This window comes from Arthrobacter sp. NPDC058127 (genome assembly GCF_042884555.1).
In the GTDB taxonomy this organism is placed as follows: Bacteria; Actinomycetota; Actinomycetes; order Actinomycetales; family Micrococcaceae; genus Arthrobacter.
This window is the reverse complement of record NZ_JBHVTT010000005.1, coordinates 61,016-78,876: the sequence shown is the minus strand read 5'-3', so window position 1 is coordinate 78,876 and position 17,861 is coordinate 61,016. Positions and strand designations below refer to the sequence as shown.

General features: G+C 63.6%; 19 protein-coding genes. 5 read left to right on the top strand and 14 right to left on the bottom strand.

What is annotated here, in order from left to right:
* Positions 1–62 precede the first annotated feature (62 nt).
* Entirely contained in the window at positions 63–932 is an 870-nt protein-coding gene (locus ACFVTG_RS09565; RefSeq protein WP_390279894.1) for an AAA family ATPase, read from the top strand.
* A 178-nt stretch (positions 933–1,110) separates the two neighbouring features.
* Here the strand turns inward: ACFVTG_RS09565 and ACFVTG_RS09560 are convergent, their stop codons facing one another.
* From ACFVTG_RS09560 to ACFVTG_RS09550, 3 genes are all read right to left on the bottom strand, one after another.
* Positions 1,111–2,091, bottom strand: coding sequence for an ABC transporter substrate-binding protein (locus ACFVTG_RS09560; protein WP_390279892.1), 981 nt, complete (start codon positions 2,089–2,091; stop codon positions 1,111–1,113).
* 71 nt (positions 2,092–2,162) lie between these two features.
* The gene (locus tag ACFVTG_RS09555; RefSeq protein ID WP_390279890.1) at positions 2,163–2,999 is read right to left on the bottom strand and encodes an ABC transporter permease; all 837 of its coding nucleotides are present in this window, start codon (positions 2,997–2,999) and stop codon (positions 2,163–2,165) included.
* The gene (locus tag ACFVTG_RS09550) at positions 2,999–3,712 is read right to left on the bottom strand and encodes an ABC transporter ATP-binding protein (RefSeq protein WP_390279888.1); all 714 of its coding nucleotides are present in this window, start codon (positions 3,710–3,712) and stop codon (positions 2,999–3,001) included. The genes ACFVTG_RS09555 and ACFVTG_RS09550 overlap by 1 nt, the downstream gene beginning before the upstream one ends.
* A 296-nt stretch (positions 3,713–4,008) precedes the next feature.
* Between ACFVTG_RS09550 and ACFVTG_RS09545 the strand changes: the two genes are divergently transcribed.
* Positions 4,009–5,271: an NAD(P)/FAD-dependent oxidoreductase gene (locus ACFVTG_RS09545; protein WP_390279886.1), complete on the top strand. Its 1,263-nt coding sequence runs from the start codon at positions 4,009–4,011 to the stop codon at positions 5,269–5,271.
* Between the two features lie 76 nt (positions 5,272–5,347).
* Here ACFVTG_RS09545 and ACFVTG_RS09540 read toward each other — a convergent pair whose 3' ends face one another.
* From ACFVTG_RS09540 to ACFVTG_RS09530, 3 genes are read right to left on the bottom strand one after another with little or no spacing between them, the layout of a single operon-like run.
* Positions 5,348–6,343 carry an amidohydrolase family protein gene (locus ACFVTG_RS09540; RefSeq protein ID WP_390279883.1) on the bottom strand — a complete coding sequence of 332 codons (996 nt, stop codon included), beginning with the start codon at positions 6,341–6,343 and terminating at the stop codon, positions 5,348–5,350.
* The gene (locus ACFVTG_RS09535) at positions 6,340–7,047 is read right to left on the bottom strand and encodes a 4-carboxy-4-hydroxy-2-oxoadipate aldolase/oxaloacetate decarboxylase (RefSeq protein WP_390279880.1); all 708 of its coding nucleotides are present in this window, start codon (positions 7,045–7,047) and stop codon (positions 6,340–6,342) included. The genes ACFVTG_RS09540 and ACFVTG_RS09535 overlap by 4 nt, the downstream gene beginning before the upstream one ends.
* A complete protein-coding gene (locus ACFVTG_RS09530; RefSeq protein WP_390279878.1) occupies positions 7,047–8,195 on the bottom strand; it encodes a zinc-binding dehydrogenase in 1,149 nt (382 codons plus the stop codon). Before ACFVTG_RS09530 ends, ACFVTG_RS09535 begins: the two co-directional genes overlap by 1 nt.
* A 100-nt stretch (positions 8,196–8,295) precedes the next feature.
* On the opposite strand from ACFVTG_RS09530, the gene ACFVTG_RS09525 reads away from it, so the two are divergent.
* Entirely contained in the window at positions 8,296–9,243 is a 948-nt protein-coding gene (locus ACFVTG_RS09525) for a hypothetical protein (protein WP_390279875.1), read from the top strand.
* 15 nt (positions 9,244–9,258) lie between these two features.
* Here ACFVTG_RS09525 and ACFVTG_RS09520 read toward each other — a convergent pair whose 3' ends face one another.
* From ACFVTG_RS09520 to ACFVTG_RS09490, 7 genes are all read right to left on the bottom strand, one after another.
* Positions 9,259–9,930, bottom strand: a complete 672-nt coding sequence (locus ACFVTG_RS09520) for a 2,3-bisphosphoglycerate-dependent phosphoglycerate mutase (protein WP_390279873.1) — start codon at positions 9,928–9,930, stop codon at positions 9,259–9,261.
* Positions 9,930–10,778: an alpha/beta fold hydrolase gene (locus tag ACFVTG_RS09515; protein ID WP_390279871.1), complete on the bottom strand. Its 849-nt coding sequence runs from the start codon at positions 10,776–10,778 to the stop codon at positions 9,930–9,932. Before ACFVTG_RS09515 ends, ACFVTG_RS09520 begins: the two co-directional genes overlap by 1 nt.
* Before the next feature lie 12 nt (positions 10,779–10,790).
* The gene (locus ACFVTG_RS09510; RefSeq protein WP_390279869.1) at positions 10,791–11,597 is read right to left on the bottom strand and encodes a 3-methyl-2-oxobutanoate hydroxymethyltransferase; all 807 of its coding nucleotides are present in this window, start codon (positions 11,595–11,597) and stop codon (positions 10,791–10,793) included.
* Positions 11,594–12,109 (bottom strand): hypothetical protein, encoded by a 516-nt coding sequence (locus tag ACFVTG_RS09505; RefSeq protein WP_390279867.1) that lies wholly within the window; start codon positions 12,107–12,109, stop codon positions 11,594–11,596. The genes ACFVTG_RS09510 and ACFVTG_RS09505 overlap by 4 nt, the downstream gene beginning before the upstream one ends.
* 3 nt (positions 12,110–12,112) lie before the next feature.
* Complete coding sequence (locus tag ACFVTG_RS09500; protein WP_390279864.1) at positions 12,113–13,393, bottom strand: Rieske 2Fe-2S domain-containing protein; 1,281 nt, start codon at positions 13,391–13,393, stop codon at positions 12,113–12,115.
* Positions 13,394–13,469: 76 nt separating this feature from the next.
* Positions 13,470–13,793 carry a 2Fe-2S iron-sulfur cluster-binding protein gene (locus ACFVTG_RS09495; protein ID WP_390279861.1) on the bottom strand — a complete coding sequence of 108 codons (324 nt, stop codon included), beginning with the start codon at positions 13,791–13,793 and terminating at the stop codon, positions 13,470–13,472.
* Between the two features lie 55 nt (positions 13,794–13,848).
* The gene (locus ACFVTG_RS09490) at positions 13,849–15,042 is read right to left on the bottom strand and encodes a HoxN/HupN/NixA family nickel/cobalt transporter (RefSeq protein WP_390279859.1); all 1,194 of its coding nucleotides are present in this window, start codon (positions 15,040–15,042) and stop codon (positions 13,849–13,851) included.
* 108 nt (positions 15,043–15,150) lie between these two features.
* Here ACFVTG_RS09490 and ACFVTG_RS09485 point away from each other — a divergent pair, with 108 nt between their 5' ends.
* Entirely contained in the window at positions 15,151–15,888 is a 738-nt protein-coding gene (locus ACFVTG_RS09485) for a FadR/GntR family transcriptional regulator (protein ID WP_390279857.1), read from the top strand.
* A gap of 161 nt (positions 15,889–16,049) precedes the next feature.
* Entirely contained in the window at positions 16,050–16,769 is a 720-nt protein-coding gene (locus ACFVTG_RS09480) for a FadR/GntR family transcriptional regulator (protein ID WP_390279855.1), read from the top strand.
* A 31-nt stretch (positions 16,770–16,800) separates the two neighbouring features.
* Here the strand turns inward: ACFVTG_RS09480 and ACFVTG_RS09475 are convergent, their stop codons facing one another.
* The gene (locus ACFVTG_RS09475) at positions 16,801–17,793 is read right to left on the bottom strand and encodes an LLM class flavin-dependent oxidoreductase (RefSeq protein ID WP_390279853.1); all 993 of its coding nucleotides are present in this window, start codon (positions 17,791–17,793) and stop codon (positions 16,801–16,803) included.
* Positions 17,794–17,861: the final 68 nt, after the last annotated feature.

Sequence of the window (17,861 nt, the reverse complement as noted above, 5' to 3'; positions counted from 1 at the left end):
CCGAGGGACACTCCCACCAGCACCATGATGGGAGTGCCCCTCACCGTACCCTTCCGCCGGGAGTGACAGGCCTGCATACGCTGCCTGCCGACCACCACGATGGGCCTTGGGACTCCATGATCGTGCCTCCGGGCACCAAAGAGCGCCTGCTCAGCACCGCGGTGTTGGTCCTGCGCCAGGGGCGGCTCCTGACTAACCTGTCAGGAGCCCCCCACGGGCTCATCGTTCTTGCCGGTCCTCCCGGGACCGGCAAGACCACGCTCGCGCAGGGCCTCGCCCAAGCGGCGGCCCTCGCGGTTTCCAAGCGAGGTGCGACGACTCTCGTGGAGGTCGACCCGCACGCATTCCCCAGCGACATGCTCGGCGAAAGCCAGCGCGCCGTCTCGAAGCTGTTTCACGACACCTTGCCGGAAATCGCGGCTCGGCGCCCGCACACTGTGGTTCTCATCGACGAAGTTGAAGCTCTGGCAGTTCGCCGCAGCTCGGCGTCGTTCGAGACGAACCCGGTGGACGTGCACCGCGCCACGGATGCAGTCCTCGCCGGACTGGACGCGCTCCGCGCGAAGTGCCCGCACGTTGTTCTGATCGTCACCACGAACTTCCTGCAGGCCGTGGACGAAGCTGTGCTGTCGCGTGCCGACCTCGTGCTCACCACTGAGCTGCCGAACGCGGAGACGATCGAAGGCATTGTGCGCGGCTCGCTCGAAGAGCTCGCCGGCCAATGGCAGGAAGTCCGCCCGTTGGCCGAGGACGAGGCGCTGCATGCGGAGATGGCTTCCCTCCTGGTTGGCCTCGACGGACGCCGCGTCCGTAAGACCATGTTGTCGGCGCTGGCCAGCCGGACCGAGGTGGCCATGGAACCTGGATTGGTCACGGCAGATGATCTGCGCCGTGCTGCCCAGATTGCCAGCGACACCGGGGCGCTTTTCTAAGCACCCCTTCGACGGCCCATCAACGACGGTGCCCCGGCAGGAAATTCCTGCCGGGGTACCGTTGTTTGTACTGGGCCTGGCTAGCCCCGAACCTTCTCCACGAAGGAAGTGTCCGGTTAACGGCCGAAGCGGGAGGCAGGGATAGCCCTGCCTCCCGCCGGCCGTTCAGGCCTTGGGACTACTTGCCCCAGACCTTGTTGACGAAGGACGTGTCAATCACCTTGGCGAGGTCCACCTTCTTGATGTCGGGGTTCTTCTTGGACAGCTCGTCCTGGGCGGACTTGAGCTGCTCGATGGTCGGTGCCGGGTTCTGAGGCAGCACGTCCTTGGCATAGAAGTCGTAGGTCTCCTTCAGTGCCTCGGCGTTGTCCTCCTTGAGGTGGGCTTTCAGCAGCTGGGTGGAGTACACCTCGTCGGAACGCTCACGTTCGAAGGCCTTCTTAAGCGCCGTCAGGAACTTCGTAACGGTGTCGGCGTGATCCTTGGCAAACGCGTCGGTGGTGGCAATGCCGACGTTGATGTTCGGAACTTTGCGCTCAGCAAGGTTCAGGATGCTGTTGAATCCGGCTGCCTTGAAAGCAGCGGAGGCCGGCGGGTGGGACACAGCGGCGTCAATGGTGCCGGCCAACAGAGCGTTGTTGACGTTGGTCACGGAGCCAAGCGAGATCAGGTTGACGTCATGCGCCGACATGCCGGCTTCCTTGAGCGCAGCAAGCGTAGCGATGTAAACCGAACCGCTGGAGGAAGTGACGCCGATCTTCTTGCCCTTGAGCGCCTTCATGTCCTTTTCCTTGGACCACAACTCGTAAGGGAACACCGGGGTCAGGGTGGCGATGGACTTGACCTCCGCGCCCTGGGCAACGCCGGAGACGATCTGGGAACCTCCGATGGAAGCCAGCTGAGTCTGCCCCGAGACGAGGGCCGGGAAACCTTGGTCGCTGGCGAGGCTGGCGAGTTTGACGTTCAGGCCCTGCTCCTTGAAATAGCCGGCCTCGTCCGCGATCCACAGGGGCAGTTCGTCGGCTACTTCTTCGCTGTAGCTCACAGTGATGGTGCCACCGGCGTCGGTAGCACCGCTACCGCCACAGGCGGTAGCGGAAAGGGTCAAAGCCGCGACGGCGACGGCGCCGGGAACCTTGGAGTTGAACCATGACTTCATTGTCGGTGCTTTCTTTTCGGGGAGGGAGGAAGGACACATCCGCGCCAGGAGGACCCTGCCGGAGATAAAACTCAGTGCGACTGCGGGCGCCATGCCGCGAAGTGCTGCTCAACGCGACGGAGGAGAACCGTCACTGCGACGCCGGCAAAGGCGAACAGGAACAGACCCGCGAAAACCTTTGGGGTCTGAAACTGCTGCCCGGCGGTGCTCATCATCATGCCGACACCGTGCTCGGCACCGGCCAGCTCGGCAACAAACACACCGATGAGGGCTTGGCCAACGGCCAGGCGCATGCCACTGGCGATGAATGGAACAGTGCCCGGCAATGCCACAGTGCGGAAGAGCTGGAAATCATTCGCTCCGAAGCACTTCGCAACCCGAACCGCGCCTTGGTCCAGTGCGTGAACGCCCTGGGCGGTATTGATGAGGATCGGGAACACCGCCATCAGGAAGACAATGGCGAACTTGGAGGTGGAACCGATGCCGAGCCAAATGATGAGCAGCGGCGTCAGGGCAATACGGGGCGTGGCATACAGGAAGTTAATGAAGGGATCCAGAGCCCAGCCAACGCGCCGGTACCAGCCGATCAGCAGGCCAAGCGGTAGGCCAATCAGCACTGCGAGCGCAAGGCCAACAAGAAGCTCCTGGGCGCTCGTCCAGAGGTCAATCCAAATATCGCCGCTACTGAACAGGTCGGCGAATGCTTGGATGACGTCCGCCGGACCCGGCAGCAGCAATTTCTTGTGTTGAATACCTGCGGCGACAGCCCACAGAATGATGGCGACGACGACGGCGCCGATGCCCCAGAGTTTCTGTTCATTCAGCCAGCTGGGTAGAGCCCGCTCTGGCGTGCTCTTGCGGTCAGCCTTCGATTCAACAGTCGATCCCGAAGTGGTGGTGATAGACATCAGTGTTCCTCCTGCGCGGATGATCCGGCGGCAGACTTTGAGCTGTACAAGACGTCGGCGATCTCATCGCACTTCTCGAGGAATTCCCGCGAGCGGCGCAGTTCCTGAGTGCGCGGGCGCTCCCATGGAACCTCTATCTCCTTGACGATCTTGCCGGGGCGGGGACCGAAAACGCAGACTCGGTCGGCCAGAAAGGCGGCCTCGGCGATGTCGTGCGTAACAAACAGTGCAGTAACATCGCGAGCGGCGCACACCCGGAGCAGTTCAACCTGCAAAACCTCGCGAGTCTGAGCGTCGATGGCGGCAAAAGGCTCGTCCAGGAGCAGTAGCTCCGGCTCGACGGCGAGCGCGCGAGCCAGGTTGACACGCGACTGCATGCCACCGGAAAGGTTCACGGGATACTGGTGCGCGACGTCGCCGAGCCCGACAAGGTCGAGGAGTTCGTGGGCGCGATCGCGCTGTTCGCTTTTCGGCATGTTGGTGGACAGCTCCAGGCCATAGGTCACGTTGGACAGAACCGTGCGCCACGGCAGAAGGTTCGGCTGCTGGAAGACCATCGCACGGTCCGGGCCGGGCCCGGGGATGTTCCGGCCGTCAAGCTGAAGCGTGCCGCCGCTGATGGGAACGAATCCCGCCACGGCGTTCAGAAAAGTGGTCTTGCCACAACCCGATGGTCCCACGAGACAAATGAATTCGCCGCGTTTCAGCTCCATGCTGCAGTCCTCGACCGCAGTTACGGTACGTCGGGAGCGGCTATTGGAAGAGTATTTGATGAGGACATCGCTCGCTGCGAGGTGTCCAGATTCTTTTTCGGTCCGACTATCCAGCCCTGCGGGGTCCGAAGCCCCGGACAGCGTCGTCCGACTAGGTGTAGCAGTCATGGATTCACCATAGGTTCAATTGTTAGTCCAAAGCAAGGTTTTTCGTGAATTCGGACACGCGACCCCAGCCCTCGCCAAGCGGCACTTCGGCGCGCTAAGGTTTAATGGACTAACCAATGGAGGATCACATGACCATCTCCGCTCCCGGAACCCTCATCATCGGCGCCAGCCAGTCCGGCCTGCAGATTGCAACATCGCTGCGCGAATTCGGCGACACCGAACCCATCGTTCTGGTCGGCAACGAAGACGTCGCCCCCTACCAGCGCCCGCCACTATCCAAGGCCTACCTCGCTGGCAAGGCATCAGTTGAGTCTCTCGGCTTCCGCTCACTCGACTGGTACGCCGAGAGGCAGATCGAACTACGCCTCTCCACCCACATCGAAAACATCGTGCTTGACGCTCCGGGCTCAGGCAGCGGCATCGCCATCACCAGCACGGGAGAAAAGCTCCCCTTCGCGCGCCTCGCACTCACCGTGGGCGGCACGCCGCGCCGGCTCCCGATTCCCGGCGCCGATCTCGACGGTGTCTGTGTGCTGCGGGACATCGCTCACGCCGATGATCTGCGCACCCGCCTGCAGGCGGCGACGAACGTCGTCGTCATCGGCGGTGGCTTCATCGGCCTGGAAGCAGCCGCGGCGGCGACCGCGGCCGGCAAAGACGTGACCGTCGTCGACGTCGCTGATCGCCTTCTCGGACGTGCCGTGGCTCCCGAAGTCTCCGCGTTCTACCTGGCGGCGCACCAGCGACGCGGCACCAAAGCGCTCCTCTCCACGGGCATCGAGGCCATTGAGGGCAGCGAACAGAACTCGGTGACCGGCATCCGCCTCGACGACGGCACGGTGCTGCCCGCCGACGTCGTGCTGGTGGGAATCGGGCTCGTGGCACACACCGATCTGGCTGAGAAGCTCGGTCTCGAGATCGATCGCGGAATCGTCGTGGATACGCTCGCACGCACGAGCAACCCGAACATCGTGGCGGCTGGCGACTGCGCCACCCTTCCACACCCGCTCACCGGCGAAGGCCGCCATCGCATCGAATCCGTCCAGAACGCGATTGCACAGGCGCAGATTGCCGCAGCAACGCTCGTGGGACGTCCGCAGAGCCCGGCCGCCGTGCCGTGGTTCTGGTCAGACCAGGCGGACCTCAAACTCCAGATTGCCGGCCTCTCCACCGGATACGACGAAGTAGTGGTTCGTGGTGAACCGGACACGGAGCAGTTCTCGGTTCTCTACTATGCTGCCGGACGCCTGATCGCGATCGACTCCATCAATGCCCCGCGTGACTACATGGCGGTCCGCAAGCTCCTCGGAGCCGGCGGCACCATTCCCGCTGAGCTCGCCGAAGACACGAACGTGTCGCTCAAGGACATCGTGGCAGCCCCGGCAGTCTGAGCGGCATTCACCAAACGACGGCGCCCCTCACCTCCGCCGAGGTGAGGGGCGCCGTCGTTTGGCCAGGATGCTCGGCTCAGGAAACCGCAGGAACGCGCGCGGCCAGTCCCGGATAGACCTCAAGGGCGTTTTCCAGGAGGATCCGGCGTTCATTCTCCCCGGACAGGCCGGCACTCTTGACGTAGACCAGGGTGTTGTCCCATTCCACGCCGGTCTCCGGGTCCGCTCCGCGCACGGCACCGAGCATCTCCGAGGCGAAGAGGATGTTGCGGGACGGGACAACGCGGGTCAGCAGGTCGATGCCCGGCTGGTGGTACACCGCGGTGTCGAAGAAGACGTTCTTCAGCAGCTCGGAGGGGTCCCGCCAACCGTTACGCATGGACAGGCCACGGTAGCGGCCCCAGTGGTACGGGATCGCGCCGCCGCCGTGCGGGATCACGAATCGCAGCCCCGGGAAGCGCTGGAGGAGGTCCGACTGCAGCAGCTGCATGAACACGCTGGTGTCGGCGTTCAAATAGTGCGCACCCAGGGTATGGAAGTTCGGATTGCACGCCGTGGACACGTGGACCATGACGGGGATGTTGAGTTCCTGGATGACCTCGTAGAGGTCAAACCAGGACTCGTCCGTCAGTGGCTTTCCCGCCCAGGAACCTGAGGGATCCGGGTTGAGGTTCGCGCCAACGAACCCAAGCTCGGTGACCGTGCGCCGCAGCTCGGCAATGACGCCAGCGCGGTTGCCTTCCGGCGTCTGTGGCAGTTGGGCCACCGGCGCGAAGTGCTCCGGGTACAGCTGGCTCACACGATGTACCAGGTCATTCGAGGCCCGTGCCCAAGCGTCCGCGATGCCAGCGTCCGGGACGTGGTGTTCCATGCCCGAAGCCCGGGGGGAGAAGACCATGAGGTCCCCGCCACGCTCCTTCAGCACACGCAGCTGGTTTGGCTCCACGCTTTCGCGAAGCTCGTCGTCGCTGATCGCCGCGAGCGTGGCGTTCTCATCGGAGAGCTGGGCCTTACGGAAGGCGAACAGCTGCACAGGCTCCGTGGTGTAGTGGCCGTGGATGTCGATGATCACTTAAGGGCCTCCTGAATCCAGTCCTCGTAAGAGACGTAACGAATGCCGGCCTTTTCAATCAGCGGACGCAGGTCGTTGACATCCAAGGCAATCTCGCCGGCCTGGTACCGCGCACGCGCCGTCGCTTCCTTCTCCTCGCGCGCCTTCGAGGCGGCGAGCACCTCGGCTGCTCTAAGGCGAGGCACGACGACGACGCCGTCGTCGTCGGCAATCACCACGTCACCGGGATTCACGATCCTGCCGGCGATCGAGATAGGGACGTTGACGTCGCCAAGTGTTCCCTTGCCGGTGCCCTCGGCCGAGACCACCTTGGACCATACCGGGAAGCCCATCCCCTGAAGATCGGCCACATCCCGCACCCCCGCTTCGATGACGAGTCCGCGCACGCCGCGTGCTTTGAGCGAGGTGGCAAGGAGGTCGCCGAAATAGCCCATATCGCACGGCGCCGTGGGCGCAACAACCAGCACATCGCCGTTGGCGCACTGCTCCACCGCAACTCCGATGGTGGTGTTGTCGCCCGGGGCGACCGTGACGGTGACGGCGTTGCCGGCGATCCGGGCTCCCGTCTGCACCGGGTTGATGTGCGAGGCGAGCAGGCCCTCGCGACCCTGGGCCTCATGAACGGTGGCGACGCCGTAGCTAGCGAAGGCGTCCACGATGTCCCGTTCGGCGCGCGGCGGGTTAGTCACGACAAGGCCGGCCATCAGCGCACCGCTCCGCCGGACTGACCAATCATTTCGGGCATCATCGAGACGTGGATGGCATCCTCGTCGGTTTCGCCGGCGAGCACGCGGATGGCGTGGTCCACCTGGTCGATGCCATAGCGGTGCGTGGCGAGCTTCTCCAATGGGTAGCGGTGGGAGGCAAGCTGAGCCACCGCAAGTTCGCAAGCGTTGAACGAGTGGCCACGGGCCGATTTAATGGTGATGGCCTTCTCGGTAACCTGTTTGACCGGGAAATCCGGGAACGCCGCCAGCTCGCCCTGGATGAGCAGGGTGCCCTCGCGGCGCTTGAGGACGTCGACGCCGAGCAACACCGGAGCGGTACCGGCGCGGGAGGTGCAGTCGAGCACAAAGTCCAGGCCCCTGCCGTTGGTCAGATCCATGATCTTCTCGCGCGGGTCCTCGGTGAGAACGTCGATCACCTCGTCGGCGCCTAGTTCCTTAGCCAGCTCGAAACGGGCTTTGTCACGCGTAGTGCCTGAGACGATCACCTGGGCAGCGCCGGCGGTCTTGGCGGCAACAAGCTGGGCAAGGCCCTGCTGGCCAGGGCCCTGGATTAAAACAGTGTCGTTGTAGCCGACGCCGGCGGTCAGGAGCGCCCATTCGATGCCGTTGGATAGCGGCATGACCAGGCCGGCCTCTTCCGCGGTGATCGTGTCCGGGATCTTGTGGAGCACGGCGTTCCACGGCAGATACATGTATTCCGAGAATCCGCCCCAGAGAGTTCCATGGAAGTCAGCGGAGGTGTATCCGAAACGGCGCGCGTCCGGGTTGGTGCGCCAGTCGGTGGCCTGACAGTGGCGGTATTCGCCAATGCGGCACCACTCGCAGCTGAAGCAGGCAACATAATGCTCCACGAAGACACGGTCACCCTCTTTGAGTCCTTGGCGCTTCTTGAACTTTTCGCCGGCCTCCACGATCACGCCAACGTTTTCATGGCCCATGATCACAGGGCCCTGCGTGGCCGGGGTAGTGGGCGGTTTGGAATAAAGCTTCACATCCGTGCCGCAGATTCCTGCGACCTCGATCTTCAACAGGGCCGATTCATCGTCGATATTCGGCCGGTCAAATTCGCGCATTTCGGTGGTTCCCGGAGCAACCCGGACCGCCGCAAGCACCTTCTCAGACATCTACTGGCTCCCTCAAGCACGGCCTAACGGCCTTGGCAAAATGGTTAGTCCAATTTACCATGGAAACATCGACCGTCACTAGACCTCACCCGGAGGCAACATGCCCGTCCAGCTTTCCGCTCTTAGCCGATCCCAAGGGAACAACACGCGTGTCAAAGACGGCACGATTGCCCCCGCCGGCTATTCGCTCGATTTCGAGGAGGTCCCCGTCCTCGTCAAGGGATTCCGTCGCATGGTCCGCGAGCTTGCCTTCGACGTCAGCGAAATGGCGCTCACCACCTACCTCACCGCCAGGGAACACGGCGTAAAGTTCACCGCCGTGCCGATCTTCCTGGTCCGCGGTTTCCACCACAACGCGATCGTGGTCCGCCACGATTCGGGCATCACCGATCCCGGACAGCTCGTGGGCAAGCGCATCGGCGTGAACCGAGGCTACACCGTGACCACCGGCGTCTGGGCCCGCTCAATACTGGCAAATCAGTACGGCCTTGACCTCGACTCCGTCACTTGGGTCCTCTCCGGCGACGAGCACGTCGAAGCGTACACGCCGCCGTCGAACGTCATTTCCGCCCCGCCTGGCAAAACCCTCGAACAGATGGTGCTCGAGGGCGAGCTAGAGGCCGCGATCGGGGTCAAGGACGACTCCCCCGCCCTTGTCCCGCTCATCTCCAACCCGAACGACGTCGCCCTCACCGCCTTGCGCGAAACGGGTCTGTACCCAATCAACCACCTTGTGGTCATCAAGGACGAGGTCCTCGAGGCTCACCCCGACGCCGCGGCAGCCGTCTTCGAGGCGTTCGCCGAGTCCAAGCGCCGATACGTGGCGGACCTCAAGGCTGGTGCGATCGCCGAGCCCGACTCCGCGGACCGCCTGCACCTGAACGTGCTCGAGGCCACGGGCTGGGACGATCCACTCCCCTACGGCATCGAACCGAACCGCGCCGTGCTTGAGGACCTCATCGAACAGGCAGGCCAGCAGCACATCTTGGCCAAGACCGTGAAGCTGGAGGAGCTCTTCGCGGAGTCCGTCCGCGGGCTCGTCGGATAGGGACGCGTATCGCCGTCAGGAAACTGGAATCTGCGCCTGAATGGCAGCGGCCTGAATAGTCAGCGGGATGGCGGTTCCGAACTCGCTGCGCGCGGTCTCCTCCAAAGGCCTACCCATGCACAGGTGCATCAGCGCACGAAGGGCGTTGCCATGCGCAACGACCACCATGCTCCGGCCCGCGGCAAGCTCCGGAGCCAGGACATCGCGCCAGTACGGCGTCATGCGTTCTGCCACGTCCGCGAGGCTCTCTGCGACAACGCCCGCCGCTTCGGGAATCCCCATGTAACGCGGATCGGCGCGTTGGGCGGCTAGTGCGGCGTCATCTGCCCCCGGCGGACAGCCGTCGACGCCGCGGCGCCACCACTGTACCTTCTCTGCACCAAAGCGCAGCCTCGCCTGATTCTTGACCAGGCCTTGAAGCGCGCCATAGTGCCGCTCGTTCAGCCGCCAGTGCGCACTCGGGGACAGTTCCCAGCCGGCTTCCTCGATCAGCAGGCGGGCCGTTTCCGCGGCCCGCCCAAGGACTGAGGTGTGCACCGCGTCGGGACGCAGCCCCGCAAGGCTTTTCGCGGCGTCGCGCGCCTCGGTGCGGCCGCGCTCGGTAAGGGGGGCGTCGAGCCAACCCGCGAACACATCGTTGGCATTCGCGACGCTCTCACCGTGGCGCAGCAGCACCAGGGGACCCACTAGTGCTGCTCGAGGAACGCCCGGATCCGGGCAGGTGACGTTTCCGGGGTCTGTTCGACGACGGGAACATCCCAGTATTCATGAACCGGGAGGCATTCTTCGAGGTAGCGCGCCGCAGACGGCGCGTGGGAGCTGTCCTGACCCGGCACGATCAGCCCGGGCACCTGGAGGGTCATGAGATCCTCGGCCTCCACACCCGGCACCGTATCCCGGTCGAAGAGACCGCGCACGGTTCCGTCCACGATGAGCTCGTACTTCTTCGCGTCCAGGGCTGCGTAAGCCGCGGCGAACTGCTCGTCGCTGCGCAGCGGTGCCGCCCAGGGCCCGACGCGCGGATCCTTACTGAATCCGGCGGTGATCGAACGGGCGAGCTCGACGACGGCCTCCATCCCGTGCTCCATCGCGAAGGCGAGGTGCTGGGTGAAGCGGCGGTGCTGTCCCATCCGGTACTGCGGCCCTCCGGCAGGCGAGAACAGCACCATGCTGCGCACGCGTTCCGGGTGCTGGACCGCCAGCGCGGCCGCCGTCGAGCATCCAACGCAGCCGCCCATGGTGTGGACGGCGTCGTAGCCGAGGTGATCGATGAGCCCCAACGCCTGGGTCACATAGCGGTCCCAAGTGAGGCGCTCCACACGGCCACCCGACTGTCCGGACTCCCGACGGTCAAAGACCACGCAGGTGTAGCTGTCCTTGAGCGCATCGACAAAGCCGAGGTCGCGGTAGCGGCCAAAAGTGGTCCAGTTTTCCAAAGTGGAGTCGAATCCGCCCGGGCTGAACATCAACAGTGGCGGGCCGTCGCCCACCGCTTCGTAGCGGGTCGGGATTCCATCAATTTCGACGACGGGCATGACTACCTCCTGTTATCCCTGGCCGCGGAGGTGCTGTGCCCCGCGGATATCGGCGATGCACTCGGTAAGGGCGTCATAGGCGACGCGCCCCACATTGGCGTAGGTGGCGGGTTCCTTGTCGATCCACTTGGCGTTGTAGCCGATGGCGGCGGTGGACATCCGGATCCGGCCGTCAAGCCATGGACCGCCGCCGAAACCGCCGAGCACCGGGATGGACACTGCGTCTACCACGGCCGGCCCCACCACGGGACCCGAGTTCGTGAAGTTGAGCGCGACGGCGCCCGCGGACTCAAGCCGCTTGGCCTCGGCAATGAACTGCCCGACCATCTCGTCCGGGACCAGGGCGCCTTCGGCCCGGGAATACGCGACGCCGTACTTGAGTGCCGTCTGCGGCGTGATACCGAACTGCGCAAAGACGGGCACGCCGGCACGCGTGACGGCCTCGACCGCCTCGGGGAAGCCGGCGGCGCCGTCGAGCTTGACGAGATCGACGCCGGCCTCTTTCGCGAGGCGGATGGCTGCACTGACAGCCTCTTTAGCACCCTCCTGAAGGGGGCCGAAGGGGAAGTCGCAGCTCAGGAGCGCATTGTCGACGCCACGGCGCACCGCTTTGGCGGCCACGAGGATCTCCTCCATGGTGATCTCCAGCGGATGGGACTGGCCCCACAGGTTGACGCCCACGGAGTCTCCCACGGAGATGACGTCCGCGCCAGCGCGGTCTGCAATGCGTGCCATCTGGTAGTCCCATGCGACGATGCAGGCACTCTTCTGGCCAGCCGCCTTCATGGCTTGGAGTTGGGGAATGGTCATGGTGCTCATGCGCGGGTGGCCCTCAACAGTTCAATCAGGTCGTCCTCTTCCGCCGGGACCAGCAATATCCGGGCGTGGGGACGCAGGTGGAAGAGGGCGTCACTGGTGAGCGCACCCGGCGTGATGACCAGTCCTGCCGTCATGACGCCGCGTTCACGGGCGAGGTCACCGATGGCGGCGACCGCCGTCGCGTTCTCGCCGGAAGTGGCCACCATGACAACCGTGTTGGTGTCGGTCATGACCTCATCGAGGGGCACATCCGAGGCGCCTACCTCTGCCAGCACCACGCCAGGGTCGGCCATGGAGAAGAAGCGAGCCTGGCCCCAGTCAAGCAACGCCGCGGAGCGAACGATCCGCTCCGCTTCGTCATCGAGGGCGATGACGCGGGTGTTCCGGGCTGCCGACAAGGGGTAGCCGATCCGGTAGGCCGCTTCCTTGGCGGTCGCAGCCTCAGCGCAGGAGCTCGGGCCAACCGGCACCGAGCGAGGACCACTCGCGTGGTCGTGATCGTGGGCAGACATGGCTCAGACCGAAGTGTGCGGCTTGGCGGGTTCGGCGACCATGGCTTCGCCGATGCCCTCGACGAAGGACTGATCGGCCGGGAGCACGATCGCGACCGAGCGAACCTTCTGGTCCTTGGCCCGGTTGCCCGTAGGTTCGACGCCGTCCTGCAGCGCCTTGACGGCCTTGTAGAGTTTCTGGCGGGCCTTGATGATGCCGGCGTCGGTGGCTACGAGGCGTTCCTTGGTCCGGTCGACGAGCGGGCCCATCGACTCTTGCAGCGAAGAGTCCTGAAGCGCGATGCCCTCGATGCCCGAGTAGTTTTCGCCGCGTCTCTGGGACTCGCGGTCCATTAGATAGTCGTTGTCCTTGTTCGCCAGCGGGCGGTAGGACGCGTCGTTCGCACTGTGTACACCCTTGCCGGCGCGCATCGCGGCGACCTCGGCTTCGGTGAGCTGGCGGGTGGGGTGGTAGTCGAAGCTGTAGGCCCAGCAGTTCTCGTCGTCGATCGGCACCCAGAAGTGACCATGAACGGGGTGGTCACCACGCGGCGGAACCATGGTGAAGTTCGGCACCACCCAAGGCGTCACGCGCCAGTAGTACTTACCTTCTTCCGCGTTGCGACGGGCGGCGATCAACAGCCCGCCTTCGTAGTCGACCACCTCGAAGAAGGGCTTGAGGTCGCCCTTGTTGTACTCGTTGCCCTTGGATCCCTTGAAGAGCGGGTCGCTCTCCAAGTTGCCGCCATGCAGGAAGGTGACGTGGCTCGAGTCGATGCCGCCCTCTAGCGCTTGGAGCCAGTTGCACTCCTGCAAGCGCTTGGAGGTGAAGACCTGGCCGTCCGGGACGGTGTAGGCTTCCCACTCGGGCAGCGGCGGCTGAGCGGCAGGGTCGCCAAGGTATGCGAAGAGGACGTCGCCTCGCTTGACCATCGGGTAGGACTTCAGCTTGACGTTGGCGCAGAAGTTGCTCGACGCCGGCTCGCTCGGGACCTCGACGGCCTGGCCCGTGGCATCGTACTTCCAGCCGTGGTAGGGGCAGCGCAGGCCGCCTTGTTCGTTGCGACCGAACCACAGTGAAACACCGCGGTGCGCGCAGAACTCGTCCATCAAACCGTAGCGGCCTTCGGAGTCGCGGAAAGCGATGAGACGCTCGGAGAGTATTTTCACGCGTACCGGCGGGCAGTCGTTCTCAGGGAGTTCCTCGGCGAGCAGCACGGGCTGCCAGTAGCGGCGGAAGAGGTCACCCGTGGGAGTTCCCGGACCCGCCTGGGCCAACAATTCATTGATGTCCGTACGCAACATTGCGAAGGATCCTTTCGTCCTGACTGGAGTACATAAAGTTGTCCGGGCTCTAGATGCCGCGCCCGGATGGGGAGATTTAGGGCTGAGTGGGCGGCAGGTCGACAACCAGGCCGTTGTGCTCGTCGTCGAGCACAATTTGGCATCCGAGGCGGCTGCAATCGCGTGGCTCAGAGACGCCCATGTCGATCAGGTCCGCTTCCATTTCGCCCGGGGTGCCGACGGCTTCCCGGAATTCTTCGCGGACCCATACGTGGCAAGTGGCACAGGAGTTGTTCCCACCGCACTCGCCGATGATGCCGGATACTCCATTGCGGAGAGCTGCGGACATGACCGAATCGCCGGCCTCGGCGTCAACGACAGTGGTTTCGCCGACGGGACTGACATACGAAATCTGAACCATTTGGACCTCCTCCTCATAATGGTCTAACCATTATGCCCTTGAAAAAATCGAGGTGTCAACGGCTTTCGGTAAGCTGAGTTGCCGAGGCGTCGCTCTTGGGCGAAGAGGAGATCGGCACGGTGGACCATCGCCGCTCGATCCCGGTGAATTTCCACACGGCAAGCGCCGTGAACCAGACCGCCAAGAAGAGCCCGACAATCGCAAACCCTGCGTAGTCCAGGTTGATGCCCGCGATGAACGCAATCGGGCCGCTTTCGATCCTCAGCTGTTCCGCGATAACGCTCAGCAGTTCAATCCCACCGATCACCATGGCCACAAGGACGGAGATCAGCGTCACCGTGAGGTTGTAGTAGACCTTGCGCACGGGCTTGGCAAAGGCCCAGCCATAGGCCGTATTCATGAATACGCCGTCCACCGTGTCCGCCAGGCACATGCCTGCCGCGAAAAGCACCGGGAGCACCATGATGGCATACCACGGAATGTGCACAGCGGCCGCTCCGCCAGCGAGAACCAGCAGCCCCACTTCGCTGGCAGTGTCGAAGCCCAGCCCAAACAGCACGCCAACGGGGTAGATGTGCCACGGCTTGCGGACCCCGCGGGTGAGGCGCCCCAGGAAGCGATTGAAGAAGCCGCGCGAATCAAGGTGCCTCTCCAGTTCAGTCTCGTCGAAAATGCCCCGCCGCATATCGCGGAATACCCTGCCAATCCCCGCAAGAGAAGTCATATTGAGGAAGCCAAGCGTCAGAAGGAAGATCGCCGAAACGAGCGGGCCAATGACGCCGGTCCACTGATGGAACGCCGAAGAATCGTCCCCCACTTGGACAATCAAAGCCTGGGCTCCGAGCGAAATGAGAATGGAAAGCGTAAAGACGATCGTCGAGTGGCCGAGCGAGAACCAGAATCCGAGCGAGAGGGGCTGCGGCGGCAGAACGCCGCCCACAGTCCCGGCCCGAACACGGTCGTCGATGAGCTTCCGGGTGGCATTGTCGACGGCGGCAATGTGATCGGCGTCGAAGGCATGACGCAGGCCAAAGGTGTAGGCCAGCAACCCCACGCCCACCGTGAAGATCGGATAGTCACCGCCGAGGCTAAATCGTTCCGGCGCAACAAACCCGAAGAGCACGCCAAATCCCACCACATGAAGCAAAGCAATGAAGAGACCCATGCCCTTCAGGCTTCGCCAATCCCGCACGCTCAGGTTGTCCGCGAACTCTGCAAGCCATTCTTGAGCAGGTATCTGAAAACTCACGGCATCCTCCGGCTTAGCAATAGTCTCGAAGGTCTTATGGTATAACCATTTTGAGATTTGAGCGTTGCCGTCATTATTCTTATCTGCTGAAACAGTCGGGAGCGATCCATGGTTGGCAAGAGTTCCCACACCACTGAAGCGGACATGTTTGGGCCCGTCAGTGTCTCCCGAATTTCGGAGGTGATTGTTGATCAGCTGAAGCTCCTTATTCGCAGCGGTCAATTGTCTTTAGGCGACCGGCTGCCGAGCGAGCGGGACTTGTGTCAGCGGTACGGCGTGAGCCGGGCGACGGTGCGCGAAGCGCTGCGTGTTCTTGAAGCCAACGGGCTTGTAGTGATCAAAGTCGGGGTGCACGGCGGAACTTTTATAACGTCTCCGTCCACTGAGAGGCTGGGAGAAGGGCTCGCTGATCTTCTCTATCTCGCGACGGCTACTGCCGCTGACGTCACTGAGGCGCGCAAGATCATTGAGCTAGGAATTCTCCCCTTGGCGGTGCAGCGTGCCACCGAGGAAGACATCGCAGAATTGCAGGTGATGCTTGACCACGCGGAGGAGGCTTTGGTGGATGGGACGTATTCCATGGAGTTGTCCTCGGCGTTCCATGTTCGAATCGCGGGGTGCACCCATAACCCGTCGATTGAGATGCTCGTGCACAGCTTTCAGGGCCCCATGCTGATGTCCCTGGCTCAGGCTCGTCATGTTGCCCCTTATATGGGGCCTCGAGGGGTAAAAGAGCACCGGGCCCTGGTGGATGCGATTGCGGCGCGTGATATCGATGCTGCCGAGGCCGTGATGAGTGAGCATTTGGGTCGAACGGCTGAGCGAACGTCGGCTGCGCCCGGGTGAAAGAACAGTAGAGGAGCTCAGCTAGGCAAGAGTCTGTTTGTTATTCCATTGCGGTATCATGCCATTAGGCTTCCTTGCCTCGCAGTTATCGCGGGGAGGCCGACACTTTAGTTCCGATCGCATCGCCATACCGTCTGATTGACGGCCGACCAGGGGGCACCATGGCCACCAACACCCCGGAAATGTTCCTCCCCGTCAATGTTGACCGGGCTTCCCAGGTCATTGTCGACCAGATCAAAACGCTCATTCGCGAGGGCAAGTTGAAGCCGGGCGATCGGCTGCCGAGCGAACGCGAGTTGTGCCAGCGGTTCAACGTCAGCCGAGTGACTGTCCGCGAGGCGTTCCGGGTGCTCGAGACCAACGGGCTGCTCACCATCCGCGTCGGCTCCCGTGGTGGCGCCTTCCTCACCAGCCCTTCGGCCGAGCGACTCGGCGAGGGTCTAGCCGACCTCATTTCACTGGCGCCTCTCACGGCACACAACGTTACCGAAGCGCGCATCATCATCGAGCTTGGCACCCTGCCCCTGGCCGTCGAACGGGCCACGGAGGAGGACATCGCCGCGCTCTTCGCGATGGTCGAGGAGGCCGAGCAGGCCGTTGAGGCGGGCAAGTACAACGCGGAGCTCTCCGCCAGGTTCCACACGCGGATCGCTCAGTGCACCCACAACCCCGCGATTGAAATGCTCATGCAGAGTTTCAACGGTCCCCTGCGGATGTCGCTTGAGGAGTCGCACATTTCCGCGCCTATGGGCAAGCAGGGTGTTGCAGAGCACCGCAAGCTTGCCGAGGCCATCGAAGCCCGCAACGTTGAAGCCGCACGAACGGTCATGACTGAACATCTCGGCCGGACTGCCGAGCGCGTTCGCATTCAGACTTCCTAGGGCGGGACCGGGCCGGGCCGGATAGTTCCGGCTAAGACGCGATTCCGAGGCCCACAGCCTCCGCCACCAGCTCCACGGAACGCAGTCGCTGCTCCGTGCCCGTGCTTTGGTGGGCGACGATCAGTTCGTCGGCGTCGGCGTGGCGGGCAAACTCGTCAAGGTAATCGCGGACTACTTCCGGCGTACCCACTGCCGAGTACTTCACCATCTGCGCGATGTGCTGGCCCTGCGGCGAATCGAGGATGAGGTCCGCTTCGGCGTCGGTGAATTCGCGTCCGCCGCCCAGGAAACGGGAGACGCGGTCCCGCTTGACCTCAAGGAAAAGCCGCTGGGCCTCGGCCGCCGAATCCGCGGCCACGACGTTGACGCCCGCGATCACGTACGGTTCCTGCAGCTGCTCGGACGGCTTGAATTCGCGGCGGTAAACGGCGACGGCGTCCTGAAGCGCATTGGGTGCGAAGTGCGAGGCGAAGGCGTAGGGCAGGCCGAGCTGCGCCGCCAAATGCGCCCCGAAAAGGGAGGACCCAAGGATGTAGAGCGGCACGTTGGTGCCCTTGCCTGGCGTCGCTTCGACCCCTTGGATCCGCGTGGGTCCCGTGAGGTAGCCCTGCAGTTCCAGCACGTCCTGAGGGAAGGTGTCCGCGGCCATGGGATCGCGGCGGAGGGCACGCATCGTGTTCTGGTCGCTGCCGGGCGCCCGTCCGAGGCCGAGGTCGATACGGCCCGGGTGCAGCGTCTCGAGGGTGCCGAACTGCTCCGCGATGGTGAGCGGCGAGTGGTTGGGCAGCATGACACCGCCGGCACCGAGCCGGATGGTGCTCGTGTTGGCCGCGATGTGGGCAATCAGCACGCTCGTGGCCGAGGAAGCGATCGAGCCCATGTTGTGGTGCTCGGCGTACCAAATCCGGCGGTAGCCGAGCCGTTCGGCCAGTTGCGCCATGGCGACGCTCCCGGCGAAACTCTCCGCCGCCGTCTGGCCTTTGCCAATGATTGCCAGGTCGAGGATGGAGAGGGGAACAGTCACGTGATGCCGGCCTTTCGAAGGTGGATTCGCTCAAAGGGCCGGTTTCCCGGCCACTCTTGCGACAACGA